This is a genomic window from Arthrobacter ruber (genome assembly GCF_002954225.1).
Lineage (GTDB): Bacteria > Actinomycetota > Actinomycetes > Actinomycetales > Micrococcaceae > Arthrobacter_D > Arthrobacter_D ruber.
Genome location: NZ_PPTH01000017.1, coordinates 481466 through 506649 on the forward strand (window position 1 = coordinate 481466; position 25184 = coordinate 506649).

Annotated in this window: 23 protein-coding genes and 2 tRNA genes; 15 read left to right on the forward strand and 10 right to left on the reverse strand. The window is 68.9% G+C overall.

The genetic code is table 11. From position 1 onward, the window contains the following. Window positions 1–114: 114 nt before the first annotated feature. Window positions 115–570, reverse strand: coding sequence for a 23S rRNA (pseudouridine(1915)-N(3))-methyltransferase RlmH (locus tag CI785_RS13320; RefSeq protein WP_205753630.1), 456 nt, complete (start codon window positions 568–570; stop codon window positions 115–117). Window positions 571–802: 232 nt separating this feature from the next. On the opposite strand from CI785_RS13320, the gene CI785_RS13325 reads away from it, so the two are divergent. The 10 genes from CI785_RS13325 (at window position 803) to CI785_RS13370 (ending at window position 11911) form a co-directional block, all read left to right on the forward strand. Next, entirely contained in the window at window positions 803–2266 is a 1464-nt protein-coding gene (locus CI785_RS13325) for a bifunctional cytidylyltransferase/SDR family oxidoreductase (RefSeq protein WP_240615194.1), read from the forward strand. Window positions 2267–2301: 35 nt separating this feature from the next. Next, window positions 2302–3795: a class I SAM-dependent methyltransferase gene (locus CI785_RS17575; protein WP_240615195.1), complete on the forward strand. Its 1494-nt coding sequence runs from the start codon at window positions 2302–2304 to the stop codon at window positions 3793–3795. Continuing rightward, window positions 3792–4073 carry a DUF6752 domain-containing protein gene (locus CI785_RS13335; protein WP_105032550.1) on the forward strand — a complete coding sequence of 94 codons (282 nt, stop codon included), beginning with the start codon at window positions 3792–3794 and terminating at the stop codon, window positions 4071–4073. The genes CI785_RS17575 and CI785_RS13335 overlap by 4 nt, the downstream gene beginning before the upstream one ends. After that, a complete protein-coding gene (locus CI785_RS13340) occupies window positions 4070–5407 on the forward strand; it encodes a family 1 glycosylhydrolase (protein ID WP_105032551.1) in 1338 nt (445 codons plus the stop codon). Before CI785_RS13335 ends, CI785_RS13340 begins: the two co-directional genes overlap by 4 nt. Beyond that, window positions 5397–6533, forward strand: a complete 1137-nt coding sequence (locus tag CI785_RS13345; RefSeq protein WP_105032552.1) for a glycosyltransferase — start codon at window positions 5397–5399, stop codon at window positions 6531–6533. Before CI785_RS13340 ends, CI785_RS13345 begins: the two co-directional genes overlap by 11 nt. A 5-nt stretch (window positions 6534–6538) precedes the next feature. After that, window positions 6539–7450: a phosphodiesterase gene (locus CI785_RS13350; protein WP_105032553.1), complete on the forward strand. Its 912-nt coding sequence runs from the start codon at window positions 6539–6541 to the stop codon at window positions 7448–7450. A 159-nt stretch (window positions 7451–7609) separates the two neighbouring features. Further along, window positions 7610–9370 carry an RHS repeat domain-containing protein gene (locus tag CI785_RS13355; RefSeq protein ID WP_105032554.1) on the forward strand — a complete coding sequence of 587 codons (1761 nt, stop codon included), beginning with the start codon at window positions 7610–7612 and terminating at the stop codon, window positions 9368–9370. 15 nt (window positions 9371–9385) lie between these two features. After that, window positions 9386–10183, forward strand: coding sequence for a hypothetical protein (locus tag CI785_RS13360; protein ID WP_157940272.1), 798 nt, complete (start codon window positions 9386–9388; stop codon window positions 10181–10183). Between the two features lie 649 nt (window positions 10184–10832). Then, window positions 10833–11069: a hypothetical protein gene (locus CI785_RS13365; RefSeq protein ID WP_105032556.1), complete on the forward strand. Its 237-nt coding sequence runs from the start codon at window positions 10833–10835 to the stop codon at window positions 11067–11069. Between the two features lie 74 nt (window positions 11070–11143). Further along, entirely contained in the window at window positions 11144–11911 is a 768-nt protein-coding gene (locus tag CI785_RS13370; RefSeq protein ID WP_105032557.1) for a type 1 glutamine amidotransferase domain-containing protein, read from the forward strand. 140 nt (window positions 11912–12051) lie between these two features. Here the strand turns inward: CI785_RS13370 and CI785_RS13375 are convergent, their stop codons facing one another. The 5 genes from CI785_RS13375 to tadA all read right to left on the reverse strand — a co-directional run bounded on the left by CI785_RS13375 (window position 12052) and on the right by tadA (window position 15251). After that, entirely contained in the window at window positions 12052–12807 is a 756-nt protein-coding gene (locus CI785_RS13375; RefSeq protein ID WP_105032558.1) for a MerR family transcriptional regulator, read from the reverse strand. A 124-nt stretch (window positions 12808–12931) separates the two neighbouring features. Further along, on the reverse strand, window positions 12932–13453 hold the full coding sequence (locus CI785_RS13380) for a small multidrug efflux protein (protein WP_105032559.1): 522 nt from the start codon (window positions 13451–13453) through the stop codon (window positions 12932–12934). 618 nt (window positions 13454–14071) lie between these two features. Next, window positions 14072–14161: transfer RNA gene (locus CI785_RS13385), tRNA-Ser, on the reverse strand. A gap of 57 nt (window positions 14162–14218) precedes the next feature. After that, window positions 14219–14707: a pyridoxamine 5'-phosphate oxidase family protein gene (locus CI785_RS13390; RefSeq protein ID WP_105032560.1), complete on the reverse strand. Its 489-nt coding sequence runs from the start codon at window positions 14705–14707 to the stop codon at window positions 14219–14221. Between the two features lie 49 nt (window positions 14708–14756). Further along, window positions 14757–15251, reverse strand: a complete 495-nt coding sequence (gene tadA, locus CI785_RS13395; RefSeq protein WP_105032561.1) for a tRNA adenosine(34) deaminase TadA — start codon at window positions 15249–15251, stop codon at window positions 14757–14759. Window positions 15252–15274: 23 nt separating this feature from the next. Between tadA and upp the strand changes: the two genes are divergently transcribed. The 4 genes from upp to CI785_RS13415 all read left to right on the forward strand — a co-directional run bounded on the left by upp (window position 15275) and on the right by CI785_RS13415 (window position 19032). Beyond that, window positions 15275–15910: a uracil phosphoribosyltransferase gene (gene upp, locus CI785_RS13400; RefSeq protein ID WP_104048935.1), complete on the forward strand. Its 636-nt coding sequence runs from the start codon at window positions 15275–15277 to the stop codon at window positions 15908–15910. An 86-nt stretch (window positions 15911–15996) separates the two neighbouring features. Then, complete coding sequence (locus CI785_RS13405) at window positions 15997–17334, forward strand: APC family permease (protein ID WP_105032562.1); 1338 nt, start codon at window positions 15997–15999, stop codon at window positions 17332–17334. A 313-nt stretch (window positions 17335–17647) separates the two neighbouring features. After that, on the forward strand, window positions 17648–18457 hold the full coding sequence (locus tag CI785_RS13410) for a winged helix-turn-helix domain-containing protein (protein ID WP_105032699.1): 810 nt from the start codon (window positions 17648–17650) through the stop codon (window positions 18455–18457). A gap of 38 nt (window positions 18458–18495) precedes the next feature. Further along, window positions 18496–19032, forward strand: coding sequence for a SixA phosphatase family protein (locus CI785_RS13415; RefSeq protein ID WP_105032563.1), 537 nt, complete (start codon window positions 18496–18498; stop codon window positions 19030–19032). Window positions 19033–19071: 39 nt separating this feature from the next. Here the strand turns inward: CI785_RS13415 and CI785_RS13420 are convergent, their stop codons facing one another. From CI785_RS13420 to CI785_RS13430, 3 genes are all read right to left on the reverse strand, one after another. Then, window positions 19072–19902, reverse strand: a complete 831-nt coding sequence (locus tag CI785_RS13420) for an MBL fold metallo-hydrolase (protein ID WP_105032564.1) — start codon at window positions 19900–19902, stop codon at window positions 19072–19074. 48 nt (window positions 19903–19950) lie between these two features. Further along, window positions 19951–21369 carry a dihydrolipoyl dehydrogenase family protein gene (locus tag CI785_RS13425; protein ID WP_105032565.1) on the reverse strand — a complete coding sequence of 473 codons (1419 nt, stop codon included), beginning with the start codon at window positions 21367–21369 and terminating at the stop codon, window positions 19951–19953. A gap of 91 nt (window positions 21370–21460) precedes the next feature. Then, window positions 21461–21536: transfer RNA gene (locus tag CI785_RS13430), tRNA-Arg, on the reverse strand. A gap of 290 nt (window positions 21537–21826) precedes the next feature. Here CI785_RS13430 and CI785_RS13435 point away from each other — a divergent pair. Then, window positions 21827–23707, forward strand: coding sequence for a phosphoenolpyruvate carboxykinase (GTP) (locus tag CI785_RS13435; RefSeq protein ID WP_105032566.1), 1881 nt, complete (start codon window positions 21827–21829; stop codon window positions 23705–23707). Window positions 23708–23771: 64 nt separating this feature from the next. Here the strand turns inward: CI785_RS13435 and CI785_RS13440 are convergent, their stop codons facing one another. Beyond that, complete coding sequence (locus CI785_RS13440) at window positions 23772–25178, reverse strand: phosphomannomutase/phosphoglucomutase (RefSeq protein WP_105032700.1); 1407 nt, start codon at window positions 25176–25178, stop codon at window positions 23772–23774. Window positions 25179–25184 lie beyond the last annotated feature (6 nt).

The window sequence follows — 25184 nt, forward strand, 5'->3', positions numbered from 1 at the left end:
CGTGCCGTGATCGTTATCTGCGCCACCATCCGGGCCCCTGCCCGCGCAGGCCCGCGCAGGGCTCACGCCGGGCTCATGCCGGGCTGCAGGATGCCGGTGGGAGCCGGGTGGCGCCTATTCGTGGTGGTAGGAGCGCCCTCCGGCGATCTCCTGCGCGCGGTACACCTGCTCGGCGAGGATGAGGCGCACGAGCTGGTGAGGGAAGACCAGCGGGGAGAGGGACCACACGAAGTCGGCGCGCTGGTGCACCTGCGGGTCCACGCCGTAGGCGCCGCCGATGATCACCGTGACGCTGCGGGACGCCTCGAGCGGCCGCAGGAGGGTGCGGGAGAGCGTCGGCGAGTCGATGGCCTTGCCGCGCTCGTCCAGGAGCACCACGTAGTCGGTACCGAGCCGGGCGAGGAGCCGCTCGGACTCCTCCCTGCGGGCGGCGTCGTGCTCGCGGGCGGAGTGGTTGATGAGCTGCCAGGACAGGTCGAACGGCTTCTTCAGGCGCTTCGCGTAGCGCTCGATGCCCTCGGAGACCCAGCTCTCGTGCTTGCGGCCCACTGCGAGCACCCGGATTGCCATGGCCTCAGGTTATCGCCCCGGACCAGGGGCCCGCGTGGCGCCGGAGGGGTCCCGGGAGGCACGGGAACTGCCCCCGGAGGACCCCTGGAAGTGAACGCCCGGCGAACACGAGGCAAAGAACAGGCGTCCGCACAAGGGCTTCACCCGCCGAACTTCTCCTGTCCGATCCCGTGGACCGTCAGTACGCTGACGGAATCCCGGGCAGGGAACGAATCGTACGAAGGAGGCGGCAATGTCGACCATCACCGATGGAATGGACGCACCACGCGCAGCGGACGATGAGGCGCGCTCCCGACGACGAACGGTCGGCGTGATCCTCGCCGGTGGTATCGGCACGCGGATGGGCCTCGAGATCCCCAAGCAGCTGGTACCCGTGGCGGGCCGCACGAGCCTCGAGCACACCGTCGAGATCTTCCAGCAGTGCCCCGTCATCGACGAGATCATCGTGATGATGGATCCGGGCTCCATGGACCGCGCGGAGAAGCTCGTGACGCGGGAGCGCTTCCCGAAGCTGGCAGGGCTGCTGCCCGGCGGCCGCGACCGCAACGAGACCTCCTACCTGGCGCTGCGGGAGATCGCGACGCCGGGCTCCAAGGTGGTCTTCCACGACGCCGTCCGTCCGCTCCTGGACCCCGCGATCATCCGCGCGTGCGTCGATGCGCTGGACACCTACGACGCCGTCGACACCGGCATCCCCTCGGCCGACACCATCATCGAGGTGGACGAGCACGACATCATCCGCGCGGTGCCGCCGCGGGCATCCCTCCGCCGCGGGCAGACGCCCCAGGCCTTCCGGTGGGACACGCTGATGGAGGCCTACGGGTCCGCGCACCAGGACCCGGACTTCGCTGCCACGGACGACTGCTCGGTGGTGCTGAAGTACTGCCCGGACGTCCCGATCATCGTGGTGCCGGGCCACGAGGCCAACATCAAGATCACGCACCCCATCGACATCCACCTGGCCGACAAGCTGTTCCAGCTCAAGCACCAGAACGCCCCCGCCCTGCCGTTCCGGGCCGCCTCGCTCCGTGGCGCCGTCGTCGTCGTGTTCGGTGGCAGCTCGGGCATCGGCAGTGAGCTCGGCCGGCAGCTCTCTGACGAGGGCGCACACGTGCTGTGCCACAGCAGGACCGGCAGCGGCACCTTCGTGGAGGACCGCGCCTCCGTCGCGCGCGCCCTGGCCGACGCCGCCGACCGGTTCGGGCGGATCGACCACGTGGTGCTCACCGCCGGGGTCCTGACGATCGGCGACCTCGTGGGTCTCTCCGACGAGCAGCTCCAGCACGACGTCGGCGTGAACCTCATGGCCGCGTTCGTCGTCGCGCAGGAGTCCCACTCCCACCTGGCGGCCTCCCGCGGGTCCCTGCTGCTGTTCTCCTCGAGCTCCTACACGCGCGGCCGCGCCAAGTACACGGTGTACTCGGCCACGAAGGCGGCGCTCGTGAACCTCACGCAGGCGCTCGCGGACGAGTGGAGCTGCGACTCGATCCGGGTCAACTGCATCAGCCCGAGCCGCACCGCCACGCCCATGCGGGAGAAGGCGTTCGGTCACGAGGACGAGGCCACGCTCGTGCAGGCCGCCGACGTCGCCCGGGTGTGTGCGCAGGTCCTCGCCTCCGACACCACGGGGCAGGTCTTCGATGTCCGCCTGGCGCAGGTCGATCCACTGCCGACCCAGCTGGAAAGTGTCCGGTGAGGGCGGGGTCCCTCACAGCCGACGCACAGCGGCTGGTGATTCCCGACGCCCGCATCCCCTCCGGTGACGCCCTGTCCGTCCTGCTCGGCGGGCGCCGCATCTGGACGGTCCGCGCCCCGGGGGCGGACGACGACGGCGCCCTCACCCTGCCCTGGCCGGCCTCGCTGGCCGAGCGGCTCACGGGCCGGGCACGGCTCGCCGTCGAGCACGCGGGCCGAGAGGTGGCAGCAGCCACCGTGGCGTTCGACGACCACCCGACCGACTTCGGCCTGAACGAGCCGGGCACGGGGATCCCGCTGGTCGTCAACAAGTGGGGGCGCATCGCCCGGTCCTTCGAGGGCCGTGACGCCTCCCTCCTCGAGCAGGTACTCGACGAGGCCGAGCGCCTCATCGAGGTGCTGCACCGTACGCTCGGGATCGACCTGTTCGTCACGGGCGGCACGCTCCTCGGCCCGGTCCGGGACGGTCGGATCCTGGCCCACGACGACGACGCCGACCTCGCCTACTTCAGCGGGCACACCAACCCGTCCGACATCGCCCTCGAGAGCTTCCGCATCGAGCGGACGCTTGCGGAGCAGGGGTACGAGACGGTCCGGCACTCGAGCGGGCACCTGCAGCTGCTGTTCCCCGGCGGCACGGTGACGGACAGCTTCTACCTCGACATCTTCACCTACTTCGAGTGCGACGGCTGGTTCTACGGAACCTTCCACGCCCGCGAGCGCGCGGACACGGTCACCCTCCACCCGCTGAAGCCGCTGTCCGTGAACGGCAGGATGCTGCCGGGCCCCGCCGAACCCGCGCAGCTCCTCACCGCCATCTACGGGCCGTCCTGGGCGGTGCCGGATCCCACGTTCACGTTCGCCACGCCGCCCGCCGCGTTCCGCCGCTACTACTGGTGGCTCAACCACTTCGACGTGGACCGTGAGAACTGGGAGGACCACCATCGCGCCGAGATCGAGGCCGGGCCGGGCATCACGCCCTCGGACCTCGCCGTCTCCGCCGCGCAGCAGCTGCCGCCGTCGTCGACCGTCCTGGACCTCGGGTGCGGTCTCGGAGCCGACGCCCGGTACCTGGCCGACCGCGGCCACCGCGTCCTGGCGGTCGACTACAGCCGGCCCGCGCTCGCGTGGGCGAAGGAGCACCTCGCGCACGACGACGGCGTCCGCTTCGAACGCGCGAACCTGACCATGGCCCGCCACGCGCTGCACCTGCGGAAGCGGTGCGCCGAGCTCGACACCACCGTGCACGTCCACGCGAACCACCTCTTCAACGCGCTCAACCCGCTGGGGTGGGACACCACGCTGATGCTCGTCAAGCACCTGCTGGCGGCGCCGGGGAGCACCGCGTTCCTCGAGGTGGGGGTGGCCGGCGCGGAAGGGTCGGCGAGCTGGATGGAGTACCAGCCCGTGGACTGGACGAGATTCCAGGAGCAGTTGCACCGGTACTCGCTGAGTGCCGAGGAGCAGGACGACGACGGAGCAGGCGAGGCGACAAGCCGCCGCGTGCTCGTGAGGAGGGAGAGGGCATGACCGACACGACCCAGGCCACACCCCGGGCGACGACCCAGGACATGAAGCTGCAGTTCACCGGACCGGAGGACCTCGCGGAGCAGGTCCTGGCGCTCCGGGGGGAGATGCAGGAATTGCTGGCACTCCGCGGCGAGGTGGAGCAGCTGCGCGCGGAGGTCGTCCGGCTCGACGCCGACCTCGACGAGTCGCGCCGGCTCAACCTGCGGGCCGCCGAACTGCTCGACGTCGTCTACGAGGAACTCGGCACGCGCCGCACCCCGTCGGAGGAGGCACCGTGAGCCCCCGGGAGGTCGGACCTCCGCTGGAGATCATCGGTGGTTTCGAGAGCACCTTCATGCCCGCGCACGACCGCGACATCGTCGAGACCACGGAGCACGACATCCGCTGGCGCGAGGACCTCGCCCTGCTCTCGAAGTCGGGCATCACCCGGCTGCGCTACCCCGTCCGCTGGCACCGCATCGAGGAGGTCGAGGGCGTCTTCGACTGGTCCTCCACGGACGAGGTGCTGGGCTACCTGCACGAGCACGGCTTCCGGCCCATCGTGGACCTCGTGCACCACACGAGCTACCCGGCATGGCTCGCCGAGGGCTTCGCCGACACGCGGTTCGGCCCGGCCTACCTGCGCTACGCGGAGGCCTTCGCCCGCCGCTACCCGTGGGTGGAGGAGTACACCCTCTTCAACGAGCCCTTCTCCACCCTGTTCCTGTGCGGACACGAGGCCATCTGGCCGCCCTACCACTCGGGGTTGCAGGGATTCGTGGACCTCCTGGTCAACGTGCTCCCGGCGGTCGCGGAGGCGAGCACCCTGTACCGGGAGCTGCTGCCGGCCGCCCGGCACGTCTGGGTGGACACCTGCGAGTTCCACACCGGCTCCGACGAATCCGGGCAGCGGTACGCAGACATGGCCAACGACCGCCGTTTCCTCGCCCTCGACGCCTTCCTGGGCCGCGGGTACGACGTCGACAGCCAGCTCGGCCGCGATCTCGCCCCCGTGGGTGGCGAGCGCCTGCTCGGTCTCCCCACGGGGACCATCGACGTGCTCGGCCTGGACTACTACGCGCACTGCCAGTGGAACTTCTCCGAGCAGGGCGGCACGGCGCCCACGCCCACCCCGCTGCCACTGGCCGACCAGATCCAGCAGTACTGGGAGCGGTACGCGGTGCCGTGCATGCTCACCGAGACCAATGTCCGCGGTCGCACCTCGGACCGCGCCACCTGGCTCAAGTACGTGCTCGAGCAATGCGAGGACGCCCAGACGCGCGGCGTGGCACTGGAGGGTGTCTGCTGGTTCCCCGTCATCGACTCCACCGACTGGAACTCCCTGCTCTTCCGCTGCGAGGGCCACGTGGACCCCGTGGGTGCCTACTGGCTCGACGAGGACCTCGAGCGGCGGACGTCCGTGATGTCGACGTCGTACGCGCTCGCGGCCGGGGGAGCCCGCGCCGCGGACCTCCCCGCCTACGTGCTCGGTGAACCCGTGGCCACCTGGCTGCAGGGCTACCGGCAGCAGATGGCCCACTGGGACTGGCAGCAGCCTCCCGGGACCGATCTCGGTTCCCGCCTCCCCCGTACAACCACTCGAATGGAATTGAGGATCGTCGATGCACAGTGAACTCATTGTCTTGTCCCACCTGCGGTGGGAATGGGTCTGGCAGCGGCCTCAGCAGCTCGTGTCGCGCCTGAACCGTGCCCCGGGGCGCACGACCTACTTCGTCGAGGAACCCCTCACGCCGCCCGACGTCGAGCTGACGGAGAACCGGCTGGGCACCACGGACATCGACGGCCTGACGCGCGTCTACCTGGAGATCCCGGAGCAGGGCCGGCACGTGGGCTTCTTCGACGAGGTCATGCCCGACTACGTCGCGCAGCTGCCCCAGCTCCTCGGCCCGCCCACGGGCGAGCGCGTCGTGTGGATCTACACGCCCCTGGTGCTGGAAGCCGCCCTCGCCCTGGAGCCGACCACGCTCGTGTTCGACGTCATGGACGACCTCGCGGCCTTCCGGAACGCGGCTCCCGAGCTGCTCGTGCGGCAACGCCAGGCGCTGAAGCGGGCCGACGTCGTGTTCGCGGGCGGGCGCTCGCTGCACCGGTCGGTGGTCAAGCAGGGCAGGGAGGACGCGCACCTGGTACCGAGTGGCGTCTCCGTGGCGCACTACGCGGCCGCCGCGCGGGCGGCGGACCCGGACCGCAGCAAGCCGGTGGCCGGCTACGTCGGCGTGCTCGACGAACGGCTCGACCTCGACCTCGTCGCGGGCCTCGCCGAGCGCCTGCCCGAGTGGGAGATCCGGATGATCGGTCCCATCTGCAAGATCGAGGAATCGGACCTGCCGCAGGCGCCGAACATCACCTACTACGGACAGCAGGACTACAAGGACCTGCCGGGGCACATGGCCGACTTCGACGTCGCCCTGATGCCGTTCGCCCTCAACGAGGCCACGAAGTCCATCAGCCCCACCAAGACGCTGGAGTACCTGGCGTCCCGGCTGCCGGTGGTCTCCACCCGGGTGCCCGACGTCGTCGCGGACTTCCCGGGCGTCGTCGAGCTGCAGGACGACGCCGAGGGCTTCGCCGCGGCCTGCGAGGCCCTGCGGGGTCGGGCCGGTGAACCGCCGTCCGCCGAGCTGCGCAAGCTGCTGAGGCGCCACGACTGGGACAGGATCGCGGAGCTGATGGACAAACTGGTGTTCGACCAGGAGCGGTCGGCGCCGGAGCGCGCCACGGCCGAGGCCACCGCCTAGCGCCCATGCCGACTCCCAGTAGACCCGAGGGTGCAGCCCTCTCGGGGGAGCACCCTCCCGCCGACCATCTCCTCCTCCACTTCAGCGACACCCACTTCGTGGCCGACGGCCCGCTGTACGGCGGGGTCGACGCCCGCGAACGGCTCGCCCAGCTGCTGGAGGAGGTGGGGCGCTCAGGCGTCCGTCCCGATGCGCTCGTCTTCACGGGCGACCTCACGGACAAGGGCGCCCCCGACGCCTATGCGTCCCTCCGGGAGGTCGTGGAGCCCGTCGCCGAGGAGTTGGGCACTCCGGTGATCTGGCTCATGGGCAACCACGACAAGCGGCCCGCCCTGCGCGCGGCGCTACTCGGCGAGCCGCCGGAGGACACGCCGCTGTACCGCAGCTACCGATTGGGCGGGCTGCGCGTCATCGCGCTCGACACCTCGGTGCCCGGCTACCACCACGGGGAGCTCGACGACGCGCAGCTGGCCTGGCTCGGGGCGGAGCTGGCCCGGCCCGCGCCCGAGGGCAGCATCCTCGCCCTCCACCATCCGCCCATCCCGACGGTGCAGGACCTCGCCGTGCTCACCGAGCTGCGCCGGCAGGACCGGCTCGCGGAGGTCGTGGCGGGGTCGGACGTCCGCCTGATCATCGCCGGCCACGCGCACTTCCCGTCGTCCGCGATGTTCGCGGGGATCCCGGTGTCGGTAGCGTCGTCCACCTGCTACACGCAGGACCTCACCGTGGCCGTGGGCGGCGTGAGGGGCAGGGACGGTGCGCAGGGCTTCAACCTCGTGCACGTCTATCCGCACACGATCGTCTCGTCGGTGGTCACGATCGGGTCCTACCCGACCGTGGGGGAGTACATTCCCCCGGAGGAGGTACGACGGCGCCTGGCGGCGGTGCACGGGGCGGTGGGCCCGGTGCGGCGCTGAGTCTCCGGTGAGGGGGCCTCAGCCATCCGCGTTCTCCCGCGACGTGATGCCGAAGCCCGGGGACTGCAGGTCGGTGAAGTTCCCGACGCTGGCGCGCACGACGCACTCGCCTTCAACCGGTGCAGGCAGCTCACCTCCCGCACCCGCGGCGGGCAGGGTTTGTTGTGGGCGTACGACGCCGACGGCAACCGGACTTCCTTCACCGATACCCGGGGTACGACCACCACCTACACCCGCGACAGTGCCGGACGGCTCACCACCGTCACCAACCCGCTGCTCGGGCACGCGGTGTTCACACACAACCCCTCCGGACGCCTCACCTCGGCGACTGCGGGATATTTGGTGCAGGAATGGGCCTACCGTCATGGGGCTCTTGCTGAGCACAGCCGCACCGTCTCCTCCACCCACGCGGGGTGGGCCGACCACATGGACGGCCCAGAAAGTGCCTCGAGCACTACAGACGGCACGGACGTGACGCTGATCGGTCGGGACGACGACAGCCGCATCACCGCGCTGACCCGCGCCGGGGCGGTCACACGGTACGGGTACGACGGAGCCGGGCAGCTGATCACCGCCACCACCTCCGCGATCGGTGGCTCGGAAGCACCGGCACCGGCACCGCAGGCGGAGTCGACGTCGGAGTGGGAGTACGACGCCGGTGGACGACTGGTCCGCGAGGCCACCCCGGCAGGGTCGCGGGTATTCGACTACGACGCCGCAGGACAACTCCTGGCCATCATCGGCCCCGACGGGTCACGGACGGAATTCATCCACGACGGACTCGGCCGGCGCACCCGGCTCATCCACCCAGGGGGGTCCTGGACCGAGTACGCATGGGGCCCCACCGGTCACCTGAAGAGCACGTGTGACCGCACCCCCGACGGCGAGGTCACGTCCCGACACGAGCTGTGGGTCGACGCCCTCGGCGAACTCGCCGGCATCGACGGCGCCCGGCTGTGGTGGGACACCGCGAACCACATACCCACCCTCACGGGTATCACCCCAACGACCTCCGGCGGCACTGGCCCTACTCCCACCAGCGGCCTCGCAGGTGTCGCTGGTGAGCAGGTGTTGTCCCTGCCCGGCGGTGTGACAGGAATCGGGGAGGCATGGACGGCGTCGGGCTGGCGGGCCGCCCGCCCCACCGATGAGGCCGACCCTTGGGCGGTCCTGGGCGCCCCGGCGATCCCCGACCCCTCACCCGGACGCACCTCGGCCGGGATGGTCGGTGGACTGCCGGTGGGTGTCAGCCTGACCCGTCACGGCGGGGTGGACACTGCGGGCCTGGAGTGGCTCGGAGGTGGGGCGCTGACTGCCGGGCGGGCCGCCGCTGCTATGGCGTCATTGGCTTCGAGGCTCGGCAGCTACGTCGCCGTGAATGCGGGTGTCAACGGGGCAGCGGGCGCTGTTGGTGGCGCTGCGACTCATCTGATCAAGAACGGGGGCAGAGTCGACAACTGGCGGTCCTTCGCTGGATCCGTAGCCGGTGGTACTTTGAGCGGCGCTGTGGGCGGGCTGGCGGGACCTGCTGGCGGGACCCTGGCCCGTGCAGGCGGTCATGGCGCATATACGCTCACTGCCGCAGGCGCCAGGCCTACACTTCAGGCTGCGGCAGCAACCACTGCGCTTGGAAGTGGTGGTGCGATCGCGGGTACCGTGACCGACAAGTTCATCTCCGGGGAAGCAGTCACGTGGGCCGACGTAGGGTGGTCGGGGATTACCGGTGGTGCGCTCACCCACCTACCTGGCGGACCCAGCTCATCAAGTACACTCCAGCAAGCGGCACGAACGAACGTCAGTACGTTGTCGGGGCTTGCGAGCGGCGGCCCGAACTCGATTGCGTTGGTACGTTCCTCCCTCTATGGAACGACGACGGGATCGGGACTGGATGTTGCCAAGTTTTTCGTTGCTGGAAACTGAGACGCGGAGAAATTGATGGACGACCGTAAATCTGCTCGATTGCGTGGTTCAGGTGAATCACGCGAAGTCTGGTTTCGCCTGCTGATTCCCGCGATACTTCTGGTCCTGTTGTTGTTTCTGCTGGTCGGCTATGTGCCGCGCGAGGCGCTCGTGCCGGCGATCGTAGTAGTGGGAGCGGGGCTACTGATCAGTGGCGCTGTAGGTGTTCGTACGGGCATCCGCGGGCCGGCCTGGCTCATCTACGCTGTGATTCTTGCTGAACTGGCTCTGTTGCTCCTCGCGCCTGCCCCCTGGCGGGGGTTTGCCCTCCTGTCCGTTCCGGTGTCTGCCATCGGATACGTCATCGGGAAGGAACTCGCCTTCTTCGGATACAACCGTCGTCACCAGGCTTCACCGTCTACGTGGGTCGTGGCCGGAGAAGCGATCGACAGTGTCGCGGAAGCCAAACAACGGGCGCTGTCCCGACTGGGGCGCTGGGAGAGTCTCGAGGATGGTCGGTTCGTCGTCGTTCTCGGTCACCGTCGCTTCGAGGCCTGGGGCGCTGCAGCGGAAGGATTTGTTGTACACATCGCTTCGGACGGTCGAGACCTTGAGACGTTGTCAGTACTCACTCATGTTCCTCACCAGAACGACGAAGTATCGATCCGCCTGGACACACATGGTCTGACGGGCAGGGTGCCGCAGGGAGTGAAAGTTCCCACCGACGTGGCGGAGCAGGCCCTCAACGGGTTTTTCGAGACCCAGGGAGCCAAGGACCTCACCGGCTGGGCTTGGGAGCGCGGCGCTCAAGCCCAGGACCTTCGTTTCTCCTAGGCGACGGCCCGTATACGCCGGCACCGATTGCGATCCCGTTCGCACCGGTGGTCCCGTCGATGCCTGAAGTCGGAAGCCAGTGCCCCCGGCCCTCTAGTGATGCGCTTGCTGCCTGGACAGTGGACGGTCGAGGCATGAGCACCGTCGCGGAGGCGCGGAAAGCGGCTGGTGCTGCCCTGAACGGCACGAAGGGTGGGCGTCTGTCCGTCGAGCGGCGGGACGCGCGGTTCGAGGTGGCCGGTGCGGTACACCCGGGCTTCATCTGCCATCGCACCACCGACGCCGCCGATGAAGGATCTTGGGCGGTCCTGGTGCGTACCGGGCCGGTGGCGAATACTCGGTGGAGATACCGATGGGCGGTCCGAAGGGTTTCATGCCCCTGCGACTGGTTCACGACGTCGTGGCCGTCGAAGAGGCACTGGCCGAATTCTTCGCGGATCCGGGATCGTCCTCGTTCGGACAGGACTGGGAGACAGGCAATCAGGCTGAAGGTACCCGCCTGACAACCCGCTAGTTGTTCTGGGCCGGGAGCTCAGGCTTCCCGGGGAGCTGTGTTCACGCTTTCCTCCTGTGCTGCTGCCGCCGAACAGCCACCGCAGTCGCAGGCGTCCACGGCACCGAGCCCGCGGAGGGAGGTACCCAGTTCTCGATGGTGAACAAGGACTGGAAGGACGTGGACGATCTCGACAACGAGTACGTCAGCACCTTCAACAACGTCTCCACCATGACGGAGAACGAGACGACGGTGCCTCCCGCGGGAAAGGGATTCACTGTCACCGAACAGGTGATCATGCAGATTCGGGTGGAGCACGCGAACACTTCCAGCATGATCACCGCGAGATTCAATTCCGCCGATCACAACCGCTTCCTCATCGAGCTCACGTAGCTCCGGAGCCTTCATGATCGCACTCGGCGATCCGGGCCGAGCGTAGGGTGGAAGCCGGACGAAAGGAGCACTCCATGAAGAAGATCCTCATGGTTCTGACCAGCGTTTCAGAGATCGGCGATACAGGGGAGAGGACCGGCTACAACGTGGCCGAGGCCGCGCACCCCTGGAAGGTGTTCAAGGATTCCGGGCATTTCGTCGACTTCGCCTCCATCCAGGGCGGGCAGCCCCCGCGCGACGAGGTGGACACCACGGACCCTGTCCAGGTCGCCTTCACCGAGGACGAGACCACGCGTGCCGGGCTCTACAACACGGCCCGGGTGGATGTCGTCGACCCCGCCCAGTACGACGCCGTCTACCTCGTGGGCGGCCATGGCACCATGTGGGACTTCCCGGACAGCGAGGGCCTGCAGAGACTCGTGGCGAGCGTCTACGATGCCGGCGGCCTGGTGGGCGCGGTCTGCCACGGACCGGCGGGGCTGCTGAACGTGGAACTGGAGAACGGGTTCCGCCTCGTGGAGGGCCGGAGGGTGGCCGCCTTCACCAACGACGAGGAGGTCGCGGCGGGGAAGGACGGGGTCATCCCGTTCTTCCTGGCGGATCGGCTCGAGGAGCAGGGCGCCACCCACGTCCCTGCCGATGTCTTCGAGGAACAGGTAGTGGTCGACGACCGGCTGGTGACCGGTCAGAACCCGGCGTCGGCGGCCGGGGTGGCCAAGGAGATGGAGAAGCTCTTCGCGGTGGTCATCCACCAGGAGAAGGCCGACGAGCAGCAGGAGACGGAAGCGCTGCGTGCCGAGAAGGACGCTCTCAAGGCCGCTGCGGCCGGCGGCGAGGAGTAACAGGGACTGATGGACTCGTCGGGGGAGGCGCGGCGTCCGCTCCGCGCCTCCCCCGACGAGGGTTCAGGCTCCGGCCGGGCCGGAGGGGTGGTCAGACGTCCCGCTTCTTGGCCACCACCAGGGCCGCCGGAGGTTCGGCCTCAGGGCGTGGGGTCGTCCTCCGTCGTCTGTTCCTCCCGGATGATGCCGCCGGCAATGACGCTCGCGCGTGCAAGGACGTCACGCTGCGCCGGGTTGTAGAGGGCCATGATCGATTCGACGACCGTGTTCTGCGTCGTCTCGAGGCTCTTCGACAGGTGCTTCCCCGGATCCATGACCCACGGGTAGTCCCTGATGGCGCGTGCGATGACCGGTGCATAGCGTTCCGCGAGTTCGGCGCGTGCTGTCTCGTCGGCGTCAGGGGGCAGCGCGTCGAACTCCTTGCTCGCCGACTCGGGATCCGCCCGGACCATGTTCCGCAGATCCTGCATCGCGTCGTCGTCGTACAGCTGGGAGTAGATCAGCATCAGCGACTGATCCGGCTTGGACAACTGGGGTGCCAAGTCCTCGAATCCTGCCGGGACGCCGGTCACCGAGGCTCCCTGGAGGATCGCCTGGATCTCCGCCCTGGCGCGCTGCAACCTCTCGATGCTCACCGCGAGGTCCGCGTCGATGGCTCTCAACGCCTCGAACGACGAATCGCCCTCGAGGGCCACCTCGTCGATCTGATCGAGCGGGACGCCGAGATCCCGCAGGCGCCGTATCTTCAGGAGACGGACGAGGTGCCTGACCTGGTACTGCTTGTAGCCGTTGGGCATCCTGTCCGGCTGCTCGAGGAGCCCCACCCGATGATAATGACGCACGGTGTTCACCGTCGTCCCGGCCAGTTCGGCGATTCCCTGGGTGCTCCACGCCATGTCCGCAGTCCTTCCTCGTTCTGCTCCACCGGTCCGCTCGTCACGTACCTGCTGTCGGTCGATCGGCCTTCCGGAAGAGAACCTCATGGTCCCACCGAAGGGTCAGGGGGTCACGGGGTGTCCGTCACCAGCCCAGGACGCCGACGAGCCAGGTCGCGACGAGGGAGACGACGACGGTCCACAGCGCGATCGCGACCCCCTGCCAGAGCAGGACCCGCTTCCTGTCGACGCCGGACGCCGCGAAGAATGCGGCAGTGAGCTGCGTGGGAAGAGCGAGAGGGGCGAGCAGGCTCGCGCCCGGCACCCCGAACCGCGAGAGCCAGCCCTGCAGGCGCCGCTGCCCCTTCGCCCGCCTGGCCGAGGGGGCGGGCGCAGGATCTGCCGCCTCAGCACCGCCTCCTCGGTGGGCGACGACTCTCTCGCGGACGCGGGAACTGACGACGACGACGGCGAGCACGCTCAGGAAGTTGCCCACCATGGCTGCGATCGCCGCCACGAACGGATTGATCCCGAGGATGATCCCGATGCCGGACGCCCCCTCGCCCTCGACGTAGGGGATCATGCCGGCGACGGCGACACCGATGGGCTGGACGAATTCGGGTAGTTGTTGCACCCATTCCTGGATGCCTTCGTAGGGGTTGGACATTGCGTTTTCCTCCGTGGTCTCGACGGCGGGCACGGGTCGCGCCGCCGTCGTCCACCACGCTTCCGCGACGGCGCTGGTTGCGCTCTGTCGTGGCGTGGTGGGGTGTACGTCAACCAGTGAAAGGCCTGTTCCAGCCACAGGGTCAAGGCGAGGAAGCGAGACGTTGGACACATACCCGGCTGAGCCGCGATCCGACCTCACCGTCGCCCAGACAGGGGCATCCACCCGTGTTGACCCTGTGGTGGGAACAGGGTGTTTCCTGTGGTGCACCGGCACGGCGGCGTGGGAGCCCAGCGTTGCAGCCTCCCGCCGGCACATCCACCGAACCCTCAGCGAAGGACACCCGGTGACCGTGCACCTCAGCCATCCCCACGGTCTGCTGCAGCAGACCGACTACGCGCCGGTCGCCCCTGCCGCCCATTACCGTCATCGGAGTCCAGGCGCTGTGGGTTCCCGCTCTTCCCGTCGAGATCGAAGCCACGGCTGTCCTGAGGTGAGCCGCCGGGGCTCCGCGGCGAAGAGGCACCAGCGGACCCGGTCGCCCGACGCCCCCCGTCCACCAGGCAAAGCGAAAGGCCCCGCATCCCTGTTTTCACAAGGGCTGCGGGGCCTTCTCCATGGCGGTGACGGTGGGATTTGAACCCACGTTGGCTTTTACACCAAACAACATTTCGAGTGTTGCACCTTCGGCCGCTCGGACACGTCACCAACGCCACTACGTTACCGGTTCCACCACCCCGAACCCAAAACGGGTCCGGTGCGGACCTACGGCAGGTCGATGACCTCGTTCTTGCCGGAGTCCGGCTTGGTGCCCGTCACGAGGCCCTTGACCATCTTCACGGCCGAGACCACGCGCGGCGCGTCCATGGACCAGTACTCGGCCGTGTCGGCGTCGACGTGGATGAGGGCGACGGCGGGATCGTCGCGCCCGTCCTCGAACCACGCGGACACCGAAGGGCCCCACAGTTCGTCGATCTTCGCCTGGTCCTTCGTGAGCGTCGCGGTCCCGGCGATCGAGACGTAGCCCTTGCCCGTGCTCGCCGAGACGTTCACCTGCGGGTTCGCGCGGATCTCGTCGGCCTTGGGGGAGGGGTCCTCGGTGAAGAACCAGAGGTCGCCGTCGAAGTCCTTCGCCTGCAGGGCGAGCGGCCGGCTCACGAGCTGCCCGTCGAGGCTCACCGTGGTGAGGATCGCGATGTCGGCCTTGCCGAGGATGTCCTGTACTTCCTTCAAACCGTCCTGCTGGTCTGCCACGTCTACTCCTTGTCGAAGGGTGCTGCGTATTTCATCAGCCTACGCAGTATCAGGGAGCGCCGGAACCGGACCGCTGGGCTGCGAAGAACTCCCGGAGCAGCGCGGCGCACTCGTCCTCCCGGACCCCGGCCACCACCTCGGTCCAGTGGTTCAGCCGCCGCTCGCGCAACACGTCGAACACCGAGCCGGAGGCCCCGGCCTTCTCGTCCCACGCCCCGAACACCACGCGGGGGATGCGCGCCAGGACCGACGCCCCCGCACACATGGCGCACGGCTCCAGCGTCACCACCAGCGTGCACCCCTCGAGCCGCCACGCGCCCAGCCGGAGAGCGGCAGCACGGATGGCCTGCACCTCGGCGTGCGCGGTCGGATCCCCGAGCTCCTCGCGCTGGTTCCAGCCCGTCCCCAGCACGTCGCCCTCCGGGTCGATGACGACCGCACCGATCGGCACGTCGACACTCGCGCGGGTCCGTTCGGCGGCGTGCAGGGCCAACCCCATCCACGCCCGATGCTCGGGATCCACGGGCTGCAGGGCAGGGCTCATGGGCTCAATGGTACTTTTGAGGCATGCGCGTACTGGTAGTCGACCACCCCCTGGTAGCCCACAAACTCACGGTTCTCCGGGACAAGGACACGTCGTCGCCGGTGTTCCGGCTCCTGACCGAGGAGCTCGTCACCCTGCTGGCCTACGAGGCCACGCGCGACGTCCGCGTGGAGACCGTGTCCATCGAGACACCCGTCACCGCCACCCAGGGCACCGGGCTCGTGAAGCCCACCCCCCTCGTGGTCCCCATCCTCCGCGCAGGCCTCGGCATGCTCGAGGGCATGACGCGCCTCGTGCCGACAGCGGAGGTCGGTTTCCTCGGCATGGCCCGCAACGAGGAGACGCTCGAGGCCATCACCTACGCCGAGCGGCTGCCGGACGACCTCACGGGCCGGCAGGTCTTCGTGCTCGATCCCATGCTCGCCACGGGCGGGACCCTCCGTGAGGCCATCAAGTTCCTCTTCGCCCGCGGCGCCGCCGACATCACCTGCATCTGCCTCCTCGCAGCACCCGAGGGACTTGCCACCCTGCAGGAGGAGCTCGAGGGCCGTAACGTCACGATCGTCCTCGCCTCGATCGACGAGAAGCTGAACGAGAAGTCGTACATCGTCCCCGGTCTCGGGGACGCGGGAGACCGCCTCTACGGCGTCGTCGGCTAGGTCGGACACTTCCCTCCGGGAACCGGGCAGCACCCTGCCGCTCGGTGGGGGTTGCGTCGGCGCGCGCGAAGGACTGCAATAGTGCGATGGCGACGGACAGCGGCACCACCGAAGCGAGCACGCATGGCGGACTGAAGCGCGCGATCGGTGCGCCGCTACTCTTCGCGTTCATCGTCGGAGACACCCTCGGCGCCGGGATCTACACGCTCGTCGGTACCATGGCCGACGACGTCGGGGGCGTCATCTGGTTACCGCTGCTCATCGCGCTGGTGGTGGCGCTCCTCACCGCGGGCACCTACGCGGAGCTCATCACCAAGTACCCGCACGCCGGCGGCGCTGCACGGTACGTGGACCGGGCCTTCGGCATCCCGTACCTGTCCTTCCTCGTCGGGTTCCTGATGATGGCGTCCGGCATCACCACGGCGGCCGCCCTCGCGAACGCGTTCGCGGGTGACTATCTGTCCGCCCTCATCGACGTGCCCGCCGCCCCTGCCGCGGTGGTCTTCATCATCCTGCTGACGCTGATCAACCTCCGGGGCGTCCGCGAATCCCTGACCGCGAACCTCGTCGCGTCCGTCATCGAGGTCACCGGCCTCGTGCTCGTCATCGTGCTTGCCGCCCTCGTGCTCGGCAGCGGCAACGGCGAGCCTGCGCGGCTCCTCGAGTTCGCCCCCGACGTGCCCCCGCTGGAGGGAGCCTTCGCGGCCTCCGTCGTCGCGTTCTTCTCGTTCCTCGGGTTCGAGGCGGCCGCGAACATGGCAGAGGAGGTCCGGGATCCCTCGAGGGCCTACCCCAAGGCCCTCTTCGGCGCGATCGGTACCGCCGCGGTCGTCTACCTCCTCATCGCCGTCGGCGCGGTCATCGTCCTCCCCCCGACGGAACTCGCGCAGTCCACCGGGCCCCTGCTCGACGTCGTGAATGCCAGCGGTGCGGGGATCCCGCCCTGGCTGTTCAGCATCATCGCGCTGATCGCGATCGCCAACGGCGCGCTGCTGTTCATGGTGATGGCCAGCCGCGTGGGCTACGGGCTCGCGGAAGCCGAGCTCTTGCCGAGCGCGTTCGCCCGCGTGCTGCCCAGGCGGCGCACGCCGTGGGTCTCCATCATCGTCGTCGCCGGGCTGACCATCGTCCTGACCCTTTTCGGGGACCTCGCCACCCTCGCCGAGACCACCGTGCTCCTGCTCCTGCTGGTGTTCATCTCGGCCAACATCAGCGTCCTCGCGCTCAAGAAGGACAGGGTAGAACACTCCCACTTCTCGGCCCCCAGGATCGTGCCCATCCTCGCCATCATCGCCAGCATCGTGCTGCTGGCACAGCAGTCCGGCGTCGTCTGGCTCGGGGCCCTCGCCTACATGGTGGTCGGGTCGGTGCTGTTCCTCATCGCCCGCGCCGGGCGCAGGCGCGAGGCGCGCGTCCCGCAATAATGCCGCCCCAACCGGGGCCCGACCATCGGCGCCCGCCGTCCGCATCGCGGACAAGTTCCTTTGTTACTTGCGCGTAGGCGAATGTTACGTGCAATAATTTCCAGCGTGATCACCAACTCACCCGCATCCGCAGCTTCCTCCCCGGACACCGTGTCCGTGGCGGCTTCCAGCTGTCTTCGAATGCACGCGTAACGGTTACACCCAACCTCTTCTTACGCACTCCGAGCCCAACGGCGGGCATTTCTCAACATCCCGACCGGGCGCGTCCCGCATTCGAGCCGTGATGACGGCACATTTCTCCGAGGTGGTTTCCATGTCAGTCAATCCGGGCTACGTCCATATCTCCCAGCGCTCCCCGCAGAACCGCGCGTCGTTCGCGCCGTCGTTACCCGCCCACACGCAGCAGGTGCCCCGCCCGCACTCGCGTCTCCAGGCGATCCCCGGGAGCGACCCCCAGCACCTGAGCGCCCCGGTCCCCGTCGTCACGCCCAACGGCGTGCCCGGTCCGCAGGCCGTCACGGGCGACACCACGGCACGCGGCTTCGTGCTGTACGTCGCGCTCGACGAGGCGACCGCCGCAGCGGCCGGAACCACCCTATCGAAGCTCGCGCAGGACGTCCGCTCCTACGTGCGCTCGCTCGTGCCGACGGCCGAGAGCCACGCGGCCGTGGCGCTGGCACCGGCCGACGCCGCGGGATCCGATATCGACGTCGTCCGTGCGGCCCTCGGCGATCCCACGGTGGCCCGGCGTCCGCGGCCGGCCGCAGCGCCGGCCCCGTCGCAGGCCCAGTCCGTGCGCCCGACCGGCGTGCTCATCGACCTGTCGCGGCGTGAGGTGCACCTCGACGGTGAGACGCTGAATCTGACGTTCAAGGAGTTCGAGCTGCTGAACTACCTCGTGGAGAATGCGACCCGCACGGTGGGTCGCGAGGAGCTCCTCGGGGGACTCTGGCGCAACGCGGACGAGGTGCCGAACGAGCGCACCATCGACGTCCACATCCGGCGCCTCCGGTCGAAGCTCGGGCGGCTGGCCAACACGGTGCGCACCGTGCGCGGCCAGGGCTACCGCTTCTACGACCACCCCGAAGTGGTGGTCTGGGCCGCTCCGGAGTACTCCATCTAGGCTCCTGCCCATTGCCGGGACGCCATAGACTGCGGAGCATGTCCTCCGACCATCTGAAGAAGCTCATGCTGCTGCGGCATGCGAAGGCCGAGTTCCAGGAGGGCGTCTCCGACCACGAGCGCTCGCTCAGTTCGCGGGGTCACGCGGACGCCCCGCTCGTGGGCCGGTGGATGGTGGAGCACGACGCCGTCCCCGATTTCATCCTCGTCTCAACGGCCCTGCGCACCCGGCAGACGTGCACGTGGGTGTGCAAGGAGCTCGGGGACAAGGCGCCCACCCCCAAGCTCGAGGACGACCTCTACGCGGCACGGCCCACGGAGATGCTCTCGCTCATCAACCGCGTGCCGCCCACTGTGACCAGCCTCCTCGTGATCGCGCACAACCCAGGGGTCCAGGAACTGGCCATGCGCCTGGCTTCCGTGCGGTCGGACGAGAGGGCCGTCATGGACCTCGCCACCGACTATCCGACGGCGGGACTCACGGTCCTGACCTTCGACGGCGACTGGGCCGAGCTCGACGGGCGCGACGCCGAGGTCACCGACTTCGTGGTGCGCCGGGCGTCCACCCTCCGCTGACCCCGGGCCGGTGTGTCTCCCCGGGGACGCCGCCGACCGCTAGAACGGTGTCCCGCCGGGCTTCCGTCGTCCGGCGAGCTGCCGGCGTTGCCATTCGTACACGCCGGGCAACCACTCCCTGCCGTAGGTCGCCGACGGGCCGATGCGCGGGTCGGCAGGGGCGCGGCCGTCGCGCAGGGCCTCGACGTACGTGCGGTCTAGGTCGATCCGTCGGCGTGCCTCACCGGCTCCGCCGACGGATCCATGTCCCGGGATGACGACGGCGACGTCGCCCGCCACGGCCTCGAGCAGCCGCAGACCTTCGAGGTAGTCCTCGAGCGGACGGGCGGTGTCCAGGTCGGGGAACGGCATCAGGATGTCGGAGAGCATGTCGCCGGCCACGAGGACGCCGGGCTCCTCGACCAGCAGTGCCGCGTGTCCCTGTGCGTGCGCGGGATGCTCGATGATCCGGACTGCCGGGCCGTCCCAGGGGATCCGCGCGGTCCCGGCGGGCAGGCCGGTGATGAGGCCGAAAAGGTCCAGCGGGATCTCGTCTGCGATCTCCGGTGGTAGCCCCTCCGCCACGCGGGCCTTCCAGTCAGCGTCGGACAGCAGGTCGTGCATGAACTCCGCGCAGCGGGCCGTACCGTACCGTGGAGCCGTGCCGAGTCCGGTGTGCCAGAGCACGTGGTCCCAGTCGGGGTGCGTCGAGAAGCCGGCCGCAACGCTCCGACCCGAGGCGCGGAGGTCGCCCGCAAGGCACGCCATCTCTGCGTCCCGGATCCCGGGATCGACGAGCAGCACGCCGGTGGAGCCGTCGATGACGACGGCGTTGTTCCGGATCAGTTCGCTCTGGTGGACGAGCACGCCCTCCGCGACCTGCGTCAGCATGTGATTCCTCGCGTCCGTGGCATCCCCGGAGACATGGGCGCTCGCCCGCTACAGCCCGTACTGCTCGAGCAGCCGCAGCCAGACCTCGCTGACGGTGGGGTAGGCGGGCACCGCATGCCACAGGCGGTCCAGGGGCACCTCCCCGACGACGGCGATGGTGGCGGCGTGCAGCAGCTCGGACACCTCCGGTCCGGCGAACGTCACGCCGACGAGCACCTTGCGGTCCTCGTCCACCACCATCTGCGCCCAGCCCTTGTAGTCGTCCGAGTGGAGCGACGAGCCGGCCACGGCGATCGGCAGCGATGTCTCGGACGCGTTGATGCCGTCCTCCCGAGCCTGGTCGAGGCTGCGCCCCACCATCGCGATCTCCGGGTCGGTGAAGACCACCTGGGGTACGGCCCCGCGGTCCGCGGTGGCCGTGTAGGGGCTCCAGTCCACCGCGGAGTCCCCGAGAGTGCCCGCGGCGCGGGCGGCGATGGCGTCGCCGGTCATGCGCGCCTCGTACTTCCCCTGGTGCGTGAGCTGCACCCTGCCACCGGCGTCGCCGACCGCGTACAGCCAGCCTCCGGCGTCGGGCACGCGCCCGGTGTCGTCCGGGTGGATGTTCTTCGGGTCGAGTCCCAGGTCCTCGAGGCCGAGTCCGGTGGTGTGCGGATGGCGGCCGGTGGAAAGGAGCAGCCGTTCCGCGGTGACGCGCCGGCCGTCGCCGACGTCGAGCACGAACAGGCCGTCCTCCTTGCGGATCGCGTTCGTGGCCGTGTCCGTCAGGATCGTGATTCCCTCTCCCCGTAGCGCCTCGAGCACGAGGTCGGACGCCTCCTTCGGGTAGTTGCCGAGGATACCGCTGCGCGCGACGACGGTGACCTCCGCGCCGAGCCGCGCATAGGCCTGCGCCAGTTCGACGCCGGCCACCCCGCCACCGAGGACCGCGAGGCTCGCCGGGACCTCCCTGGCCGAGGTGGCTTCGCGGGTGGTCCAGTAGTCGAGGTCCTGGAGGCCGTCGATGGGCGGCACGGTCGGCGTCGAGCCCGTGGCGAGGACGACGGCGTGGCTGGCCCGGTAGTGCGACTCGGATCCGTCATCGTGGCTGATGGACACCTCCCGCTCACCGGTCAGCGTCGCCCACCCGCGTTCGAGGGTGATCCCCGCCGAGGCCACCCATTCCTCCTGCGAGGAGTCGTCCCAGTCGGAGGTGAAGGACGTGCGGCGCTCCAGCACCTGCCGGGTGTCGAGCGACCCGGTGACCGCTTCGCGGACACCGGCCACGCCCCGTGCCGCGTTGAGGACGGTTCCGGGACGGAGGAGAGCCTTGGAGGGCATGCACGCCCAGTAGGAGCATTCACCGCCCACGAGATCGGATTCGACGAGGACGGCCGAGAGGCCCTTTTGGACCACCCGCCCTGCGACATTCTCGCCGACTGCGCCGGCTCCGATCACGATGACGTCGATGCTCCGGGGTTCACTCATGGGCTGAGCCTTCCACCGACGCTGCACGGGGGCAACCCCACGCAAAAGGCCCCGGCCGAAGCCAGGGCCTTTCAATGGTTCCAGAGAACCGTGGTGCGCGCGAAGGGATTCGAACCCCCAACCTTCTGATCCGTAGTCAGATGCTCTATCCGTTGAGCTACGCACGCATCCGTAGTCCGTCGATCCGCAGTGCGAATCCGTCCTACAAGCGGGCCGTTTGGCCGTAGACAACTTTAGCGTGAAATCAGCGGGGCGCCTAATCAGGTGCCCCCTCTCTCTGCGACTAGACCGGTCTACGTGACCTTTGTCACAGTCCGGCGCTATGCAAGCGCATGACATCGCTGTTATGACGCGGATCACCGGAGGACACCTGGACGTGTCCCGCGGTCGGGACCCTTGCGCGAAATATCCCGCCCCTAGCATCGATACACCGAGCACCCAACCGAAGGGAAGAGTAATGGGCGATACTGCGCATCAGCTGGACGAGGCCGGCACCACCCCCACAGATCCCGGCAGTACGCTGCCGGATGCCTCCGGCGCTGCGCCGACCACCCACCCGGCGCTTCTGGACTGGGTCAGGAGCGTGCAGGAGCTCACGCAGCCGGCCGACGTCGTCTGGATCGACGGCTCGGAGGCGGAGAACACGCGCCTCACCGAGATGCTCGTGGACAGCGGGACCTTCGTCCGACTGAACCCCGACACCTTCCCCAACTCCTTCGCGGCGTTCTCGGACCCCAAGGACGTGGCCCGGGTGGAGGAGCAGACCTTCATCTGCTCGAAGGACGAGCGCGAGGCCGGTTTCACCAACAACTGGATGGACCCGGAGGAGATGAAGGCGAAGCTCACGGGTCTGTTCGCCGGCGCCATGCGCGGGCGCACCATGTACGTCATCCCGTTCGTCATGGGCCATCTCGACGCCGAAGACCCCAAGTTCGGCGTCGAGATCACGGACAGCGCCTATGTGGTGACGTCTATGCGCATCATGGCGACCATCGGCTCGGCCGTGTTGGACCGGATGACCGAGCTCGGCGCCCCGTTCGTGCCCGCGCTCCACTCCCTCGGCGCCCCGCTGGAACCCGGTGAGGCCGACGTGCCGTGGCCGTGCAACGACGACAAGTGGATCGTGCACTTCCCCGAGGAGCGCTCCATCTGGTCCTACGGCTCCGGGTACGGCGGCAACGCCCTGCTCGGCAAGAAGTGCTACGCCCTGAGGATCGCCTCGGTCATGGCCCGCGACGAGGGCTGGCTGGCCGAGCACATGCTGATCCTGAAGCTCACCTCCCCCCAGGACAAGACCTACTACCTGTCCGCGGCGTTCCCGTCGGCGTGCGGGAAGACGAACCTCGCCCTGCTCGATCCCACGATCGAGGGCTGGAAGGTGGAGACCCTGGGCGATGACATCACGTGGATGCGCTTCGGCACAAAAGGCGAGCTCCGCGCCGTCAATCCCGAAGCGGGCCTGTTCGGGGTCGCTCCGGGCACCGGGTGGGGGACCAACCCGAACGCCATGCGCGCGATCGCCAAGGGCAACTCGGTCTTCACCAATGTGGCACTCACCGACGACGGCGGCGTGTGGTGGGAGGGCATGACCGACGAGGCGCCGGCGCACCTGACCGATTGGCAGGGCCGGGACTGGACGCCGGACATGGACCACCCGGCCGCGCACCCCAATGCCCGGTTCTGCACGCCCATCGACCAGATCGACATGCTGGCCGAGGAGTTCAACCGGCCCGACGGCGTGGAACTCTCCGCGATCCTCTTCGGGGGGCGCCGCAAGACGACCGTGCCCTTGGTCACGCAATCCCGCAACTGGGCCAACGGCATCTTCATGGGCTCCACGCTCTCCTCCGAGACGACGGCGGCCGCCGCCGGCCAGGTGGGCCGGGTGCGCCGCGACCCGATGGCGATGCTGCCGTTCATCGGGTACGACGCCGGCGACTACCTCCGCCACTGGCTCACCCTCAGCGCCGGGGCGGACCAGTCACGGTTGCCGAAGATCTTTCTCGTGAACTGGTTCCGCCGTACCGCTTCCGGTGGGTTCGCCTGGCCGGGCTTCGGTGACAACTCGCGCGTGCTCAAGTGGGTCGTCGAGCGGCTCGAGGGCACGGCCGATGCCGTCGAGACGCCCATCGGTTTCGTGCCCACCGGCGACGCCTTGGACCTGACCGGACTGGACATGACACCCGCGGAGGTCGAGGCAGCGGTGCACGTGGACGCCGTGGAGTGGGCGGAGGAGCTCGAGGGGATCGAGCAGTGGTACGGCCGCTTCGGGGAGTCGCTGCCCGAGGAACTGAAGGGACAGCTCGACGAACTGAAGCAGCGCTTCAGCCTCGCCTGACCGGACACGACAGAGGCCCCTTCCGGCAGGGAAGGGGCCTCTGTCGTGCTCGCAGTGCTCCGCGTCAGTCACGGATGACGGCGAGGACGCGCTGCACGAGGTCCTCGAGCGTCTGCGGGTCCACGGCCTCCGCGTTGAGCCGCAGGTACGGCTCGGTGTTCGAGGGGCGGAGGTTGAACCACCAGTTGCCGTGCTCCGGGGTGAACGTGAGGCCGTCCAGGTCGTCGACCACGACACCCTCCTGCTCGAACTCGGTGCGTGCCCGGGCGATCGACGCATGGACGTCCGCCACCTTCGAGTTGACCTCGCCCGAGGAGAAGTAGGGCTCGTACTCGCGCCCGAGATCCGACAGCGGACCGTCCTGCTCACCGAGTGCGGCGAGGACGTGCATGGCCGCGAGCATGCCGGTATCGGCGTTCCAGAAGTCGCGGAAGTAGTAGTGCGCCGAGTGCTCGCCACCGAACACCGCACCCTCCTCGGCCATGACGGCCTTGATGAAGGAGTGGCCCACGCGGGTGCGGACCGGGCGGCCGCCGTCGTGACGGATCAGTTCGGGTACCGCGCGGGAGGTGATGAGGTTGTGGATGATGACCGGCTCGGCCTCACCGGCGGCCTGGGCGCGGGCGATCTCGCGGCGGGCGACCATCGCGGTGATGGCGCTGGGCGAGACGGGCTCGCCCTTCTCGTCGATGATGAAGCAGCGGTCGGCGTCGCCGTCGAACGCTATCCCGATGTCCGCGCCGTGCTGGACGACGGCGGCCTGCAGGTCGAGCAGGTTCTCCGGCTCCAGCGGGTTGGCCGGGTGATTGGGGAACGAGCCGTCGAGCTCGAAGTAGAGGGGCACGATGTCGAACGGCAGGGCGGGGAGGATCCGGTCGCCGAGGACGGCGGGGGTGGTCAGGCCTGCCATGCCGTTGCCGGCATCGACGACGATCTTCAGCGGGCGCGACGACGAGAGGTCCACCTGCGAGCGGAGGAACCGCGAGTACTCGTCGAGGATGTCGCGGACACCGGTGGTGCCCTGGACGTCGGCGGCGGGGATGGTGCCGTCCGCGAGGTAGCGCTCGGCCCGCTCCTGGACGTCCTTGAGGCCGGTCTCGGAGGACACGGGGACGGCTCCCGGACGGGTCATCTTCATGCCGTTGTACTGGGCGGGGTTGTGGCTGGCGGTGAAGGTCACGCCGGCCGCGTCCAGGGTGCCGCTCGCGTAGTACAGCTCGTCGGTGGAGATGAGGTCGAGGAACGTCACGTTCGCACCACGCAGCGTGGCACCCTCGGAGAACGCCTTCGAGAACTCGGGGGACGACGGACGCATGTCACCGCCGACGAGGATGGTCTCGCCCGCGAGGTCCAGGGAGTCCACGAAGGCCGCCCCTACCGCGCGGACCGAGTCCACCGTGATCGTCTCGCCGACGATGCCGCGGACGTCGTAGGCCTTGAAGGATGCTGAGAGATCGAAGGTTCTATTCACGCTTGG

What these genes read in the sequence shown, in the direction of transcription:
- CI785_RS13320 (WP_205753630.1), bottom strand. Translation starts at nt 570, where the DNA reads ATGGCAATCCGGGTGCTCGCAGTGGGCCGCAAGCACGAGAGCTGGGTC.
- CI785_RS13325 (WP_240615194.1), top strand. Translation starts at nt 803, where the DNA reads ATGTCGACCATCACCGATGGAATGGACGCACCACGCGCAGCGGACGAT.
- CI785_RS13335 (WP_105032550.1), top strand. Translation starts at nt 3,792, where the DNA reads ATGACCGACACGACCCAGGCCACACCCCGGGCGACGACCCAGGACATG.
- CI785_RS13345 (WP_105032552.1), top strand. Translation starts at nt 5,397, where the DNA reads ATGCACAGTGAACTCATTGTCTTGTCCCACCTGCGGTGGGAATGGGTC.
- CI785_RS13350 (WP_105032553.1), top strand. Translation starts at nt 6,539, where the DNA reads ATGCCGACTCCCAGTAGACCCGAGGGTGCAGCCCTCTCGGGGGAGCAC.
- CI785_RS13360 (WP_157940272.1), top strand. Translation starts at nt 9,386, where the DNA reads ATGGACGACCGTAAATCTGCTCGATTGCGTGGTTCAGGTGAATCACGC.
- CI785_RS13365 (WP_105032556.1), top strand. Translation starts at nt 10,833, where the DNA reads ATGGTGAACAAGGACTGGAAGGACGTGGACGATCTCGACAACGAGTAC.
- CI785_RS13370 (WP_105032557.1), top strand. Translation starts at nt 11,144, where the DNA reads ATGAAGAAGATCCTCATGGTTCTGACCAGCGTTTCAGAGATCGGCGAT.
- CI785_RS13375 (WP_105032558.1), bottom strand. Translation starts at nt 12,807, where the DNA reads ATGGCGTGGAGCACCCAGGGAATCGCCGAACTGGCCGGGACGACGGTG.
- CI785_RS13380 (WP_105032559.1), bottom strand. Translation starts at nt 13,453, where the DNA reads ATGTCCAACCCCTACGAAGGCATCCAGGAATGGGTGCAACAACTACCC.
- tadA (WP_105032561.1), bottom strand. Translation starts at nt 15,251, where the DNA reads ATGAGCCCTGCCCTGCAGCCCGTGGATCCCGAGCATCGGGCGTGGATG.
- upp (WP_104048935.1), top strand. Translation starts at nt 15,275, where the DNA reads ATGCGCGTACTGGTAGTCGACCACCCCCTGGTAGCCCACAAACTCACG.
- CI785_RS13405 (WP_105032562.1), top strand. Translation starts at nt 15,997, where the DNA reads ATGGCGACGGACAGCGGCACCACCGAAGCGAGCACGCATGGCGGACTG.
- CI785_RS13410 (WP_105032699.1), top strand. Translation starts at nt 17,648, where the DNA reads ATGTCAGTCAATCCGGGCTACGTCCATATCTCCCAGCGCTCCCCGCAG.
- CI785_RS13415 (WP_105032563.1), top strand. Translation starts at nt 18,496, where the DNA reads ATGTCCTCCGACCATCTGAAGAAGCTCATGCTGCTGCGGCATGCGAAG.
- CI785_RS13420 (WP_105032564.1), bottom strand. Translation starts at nt 19,902, where the DNA reads ATGCTGACGCAGGTCGCGGAGGGCGTGCTCGTCCACCAGAGCGAACTG.
- CI785_RS13425 (WP_105032565.1), bottom strand. Translation starts at nt 21,369, where the DNA reads ATGAGTGAACCCCGGAGCATCGACGTCATCGTGATCGGAGCCGGCGCA.
- CI785_RS13435 (WP_105032566.1), top strand. Translation starts at nt 21,827, where the DNA reads ATGGGCGATACTGCGCATCAGCTGGACGAGGCCGGCACCACCCCCACA.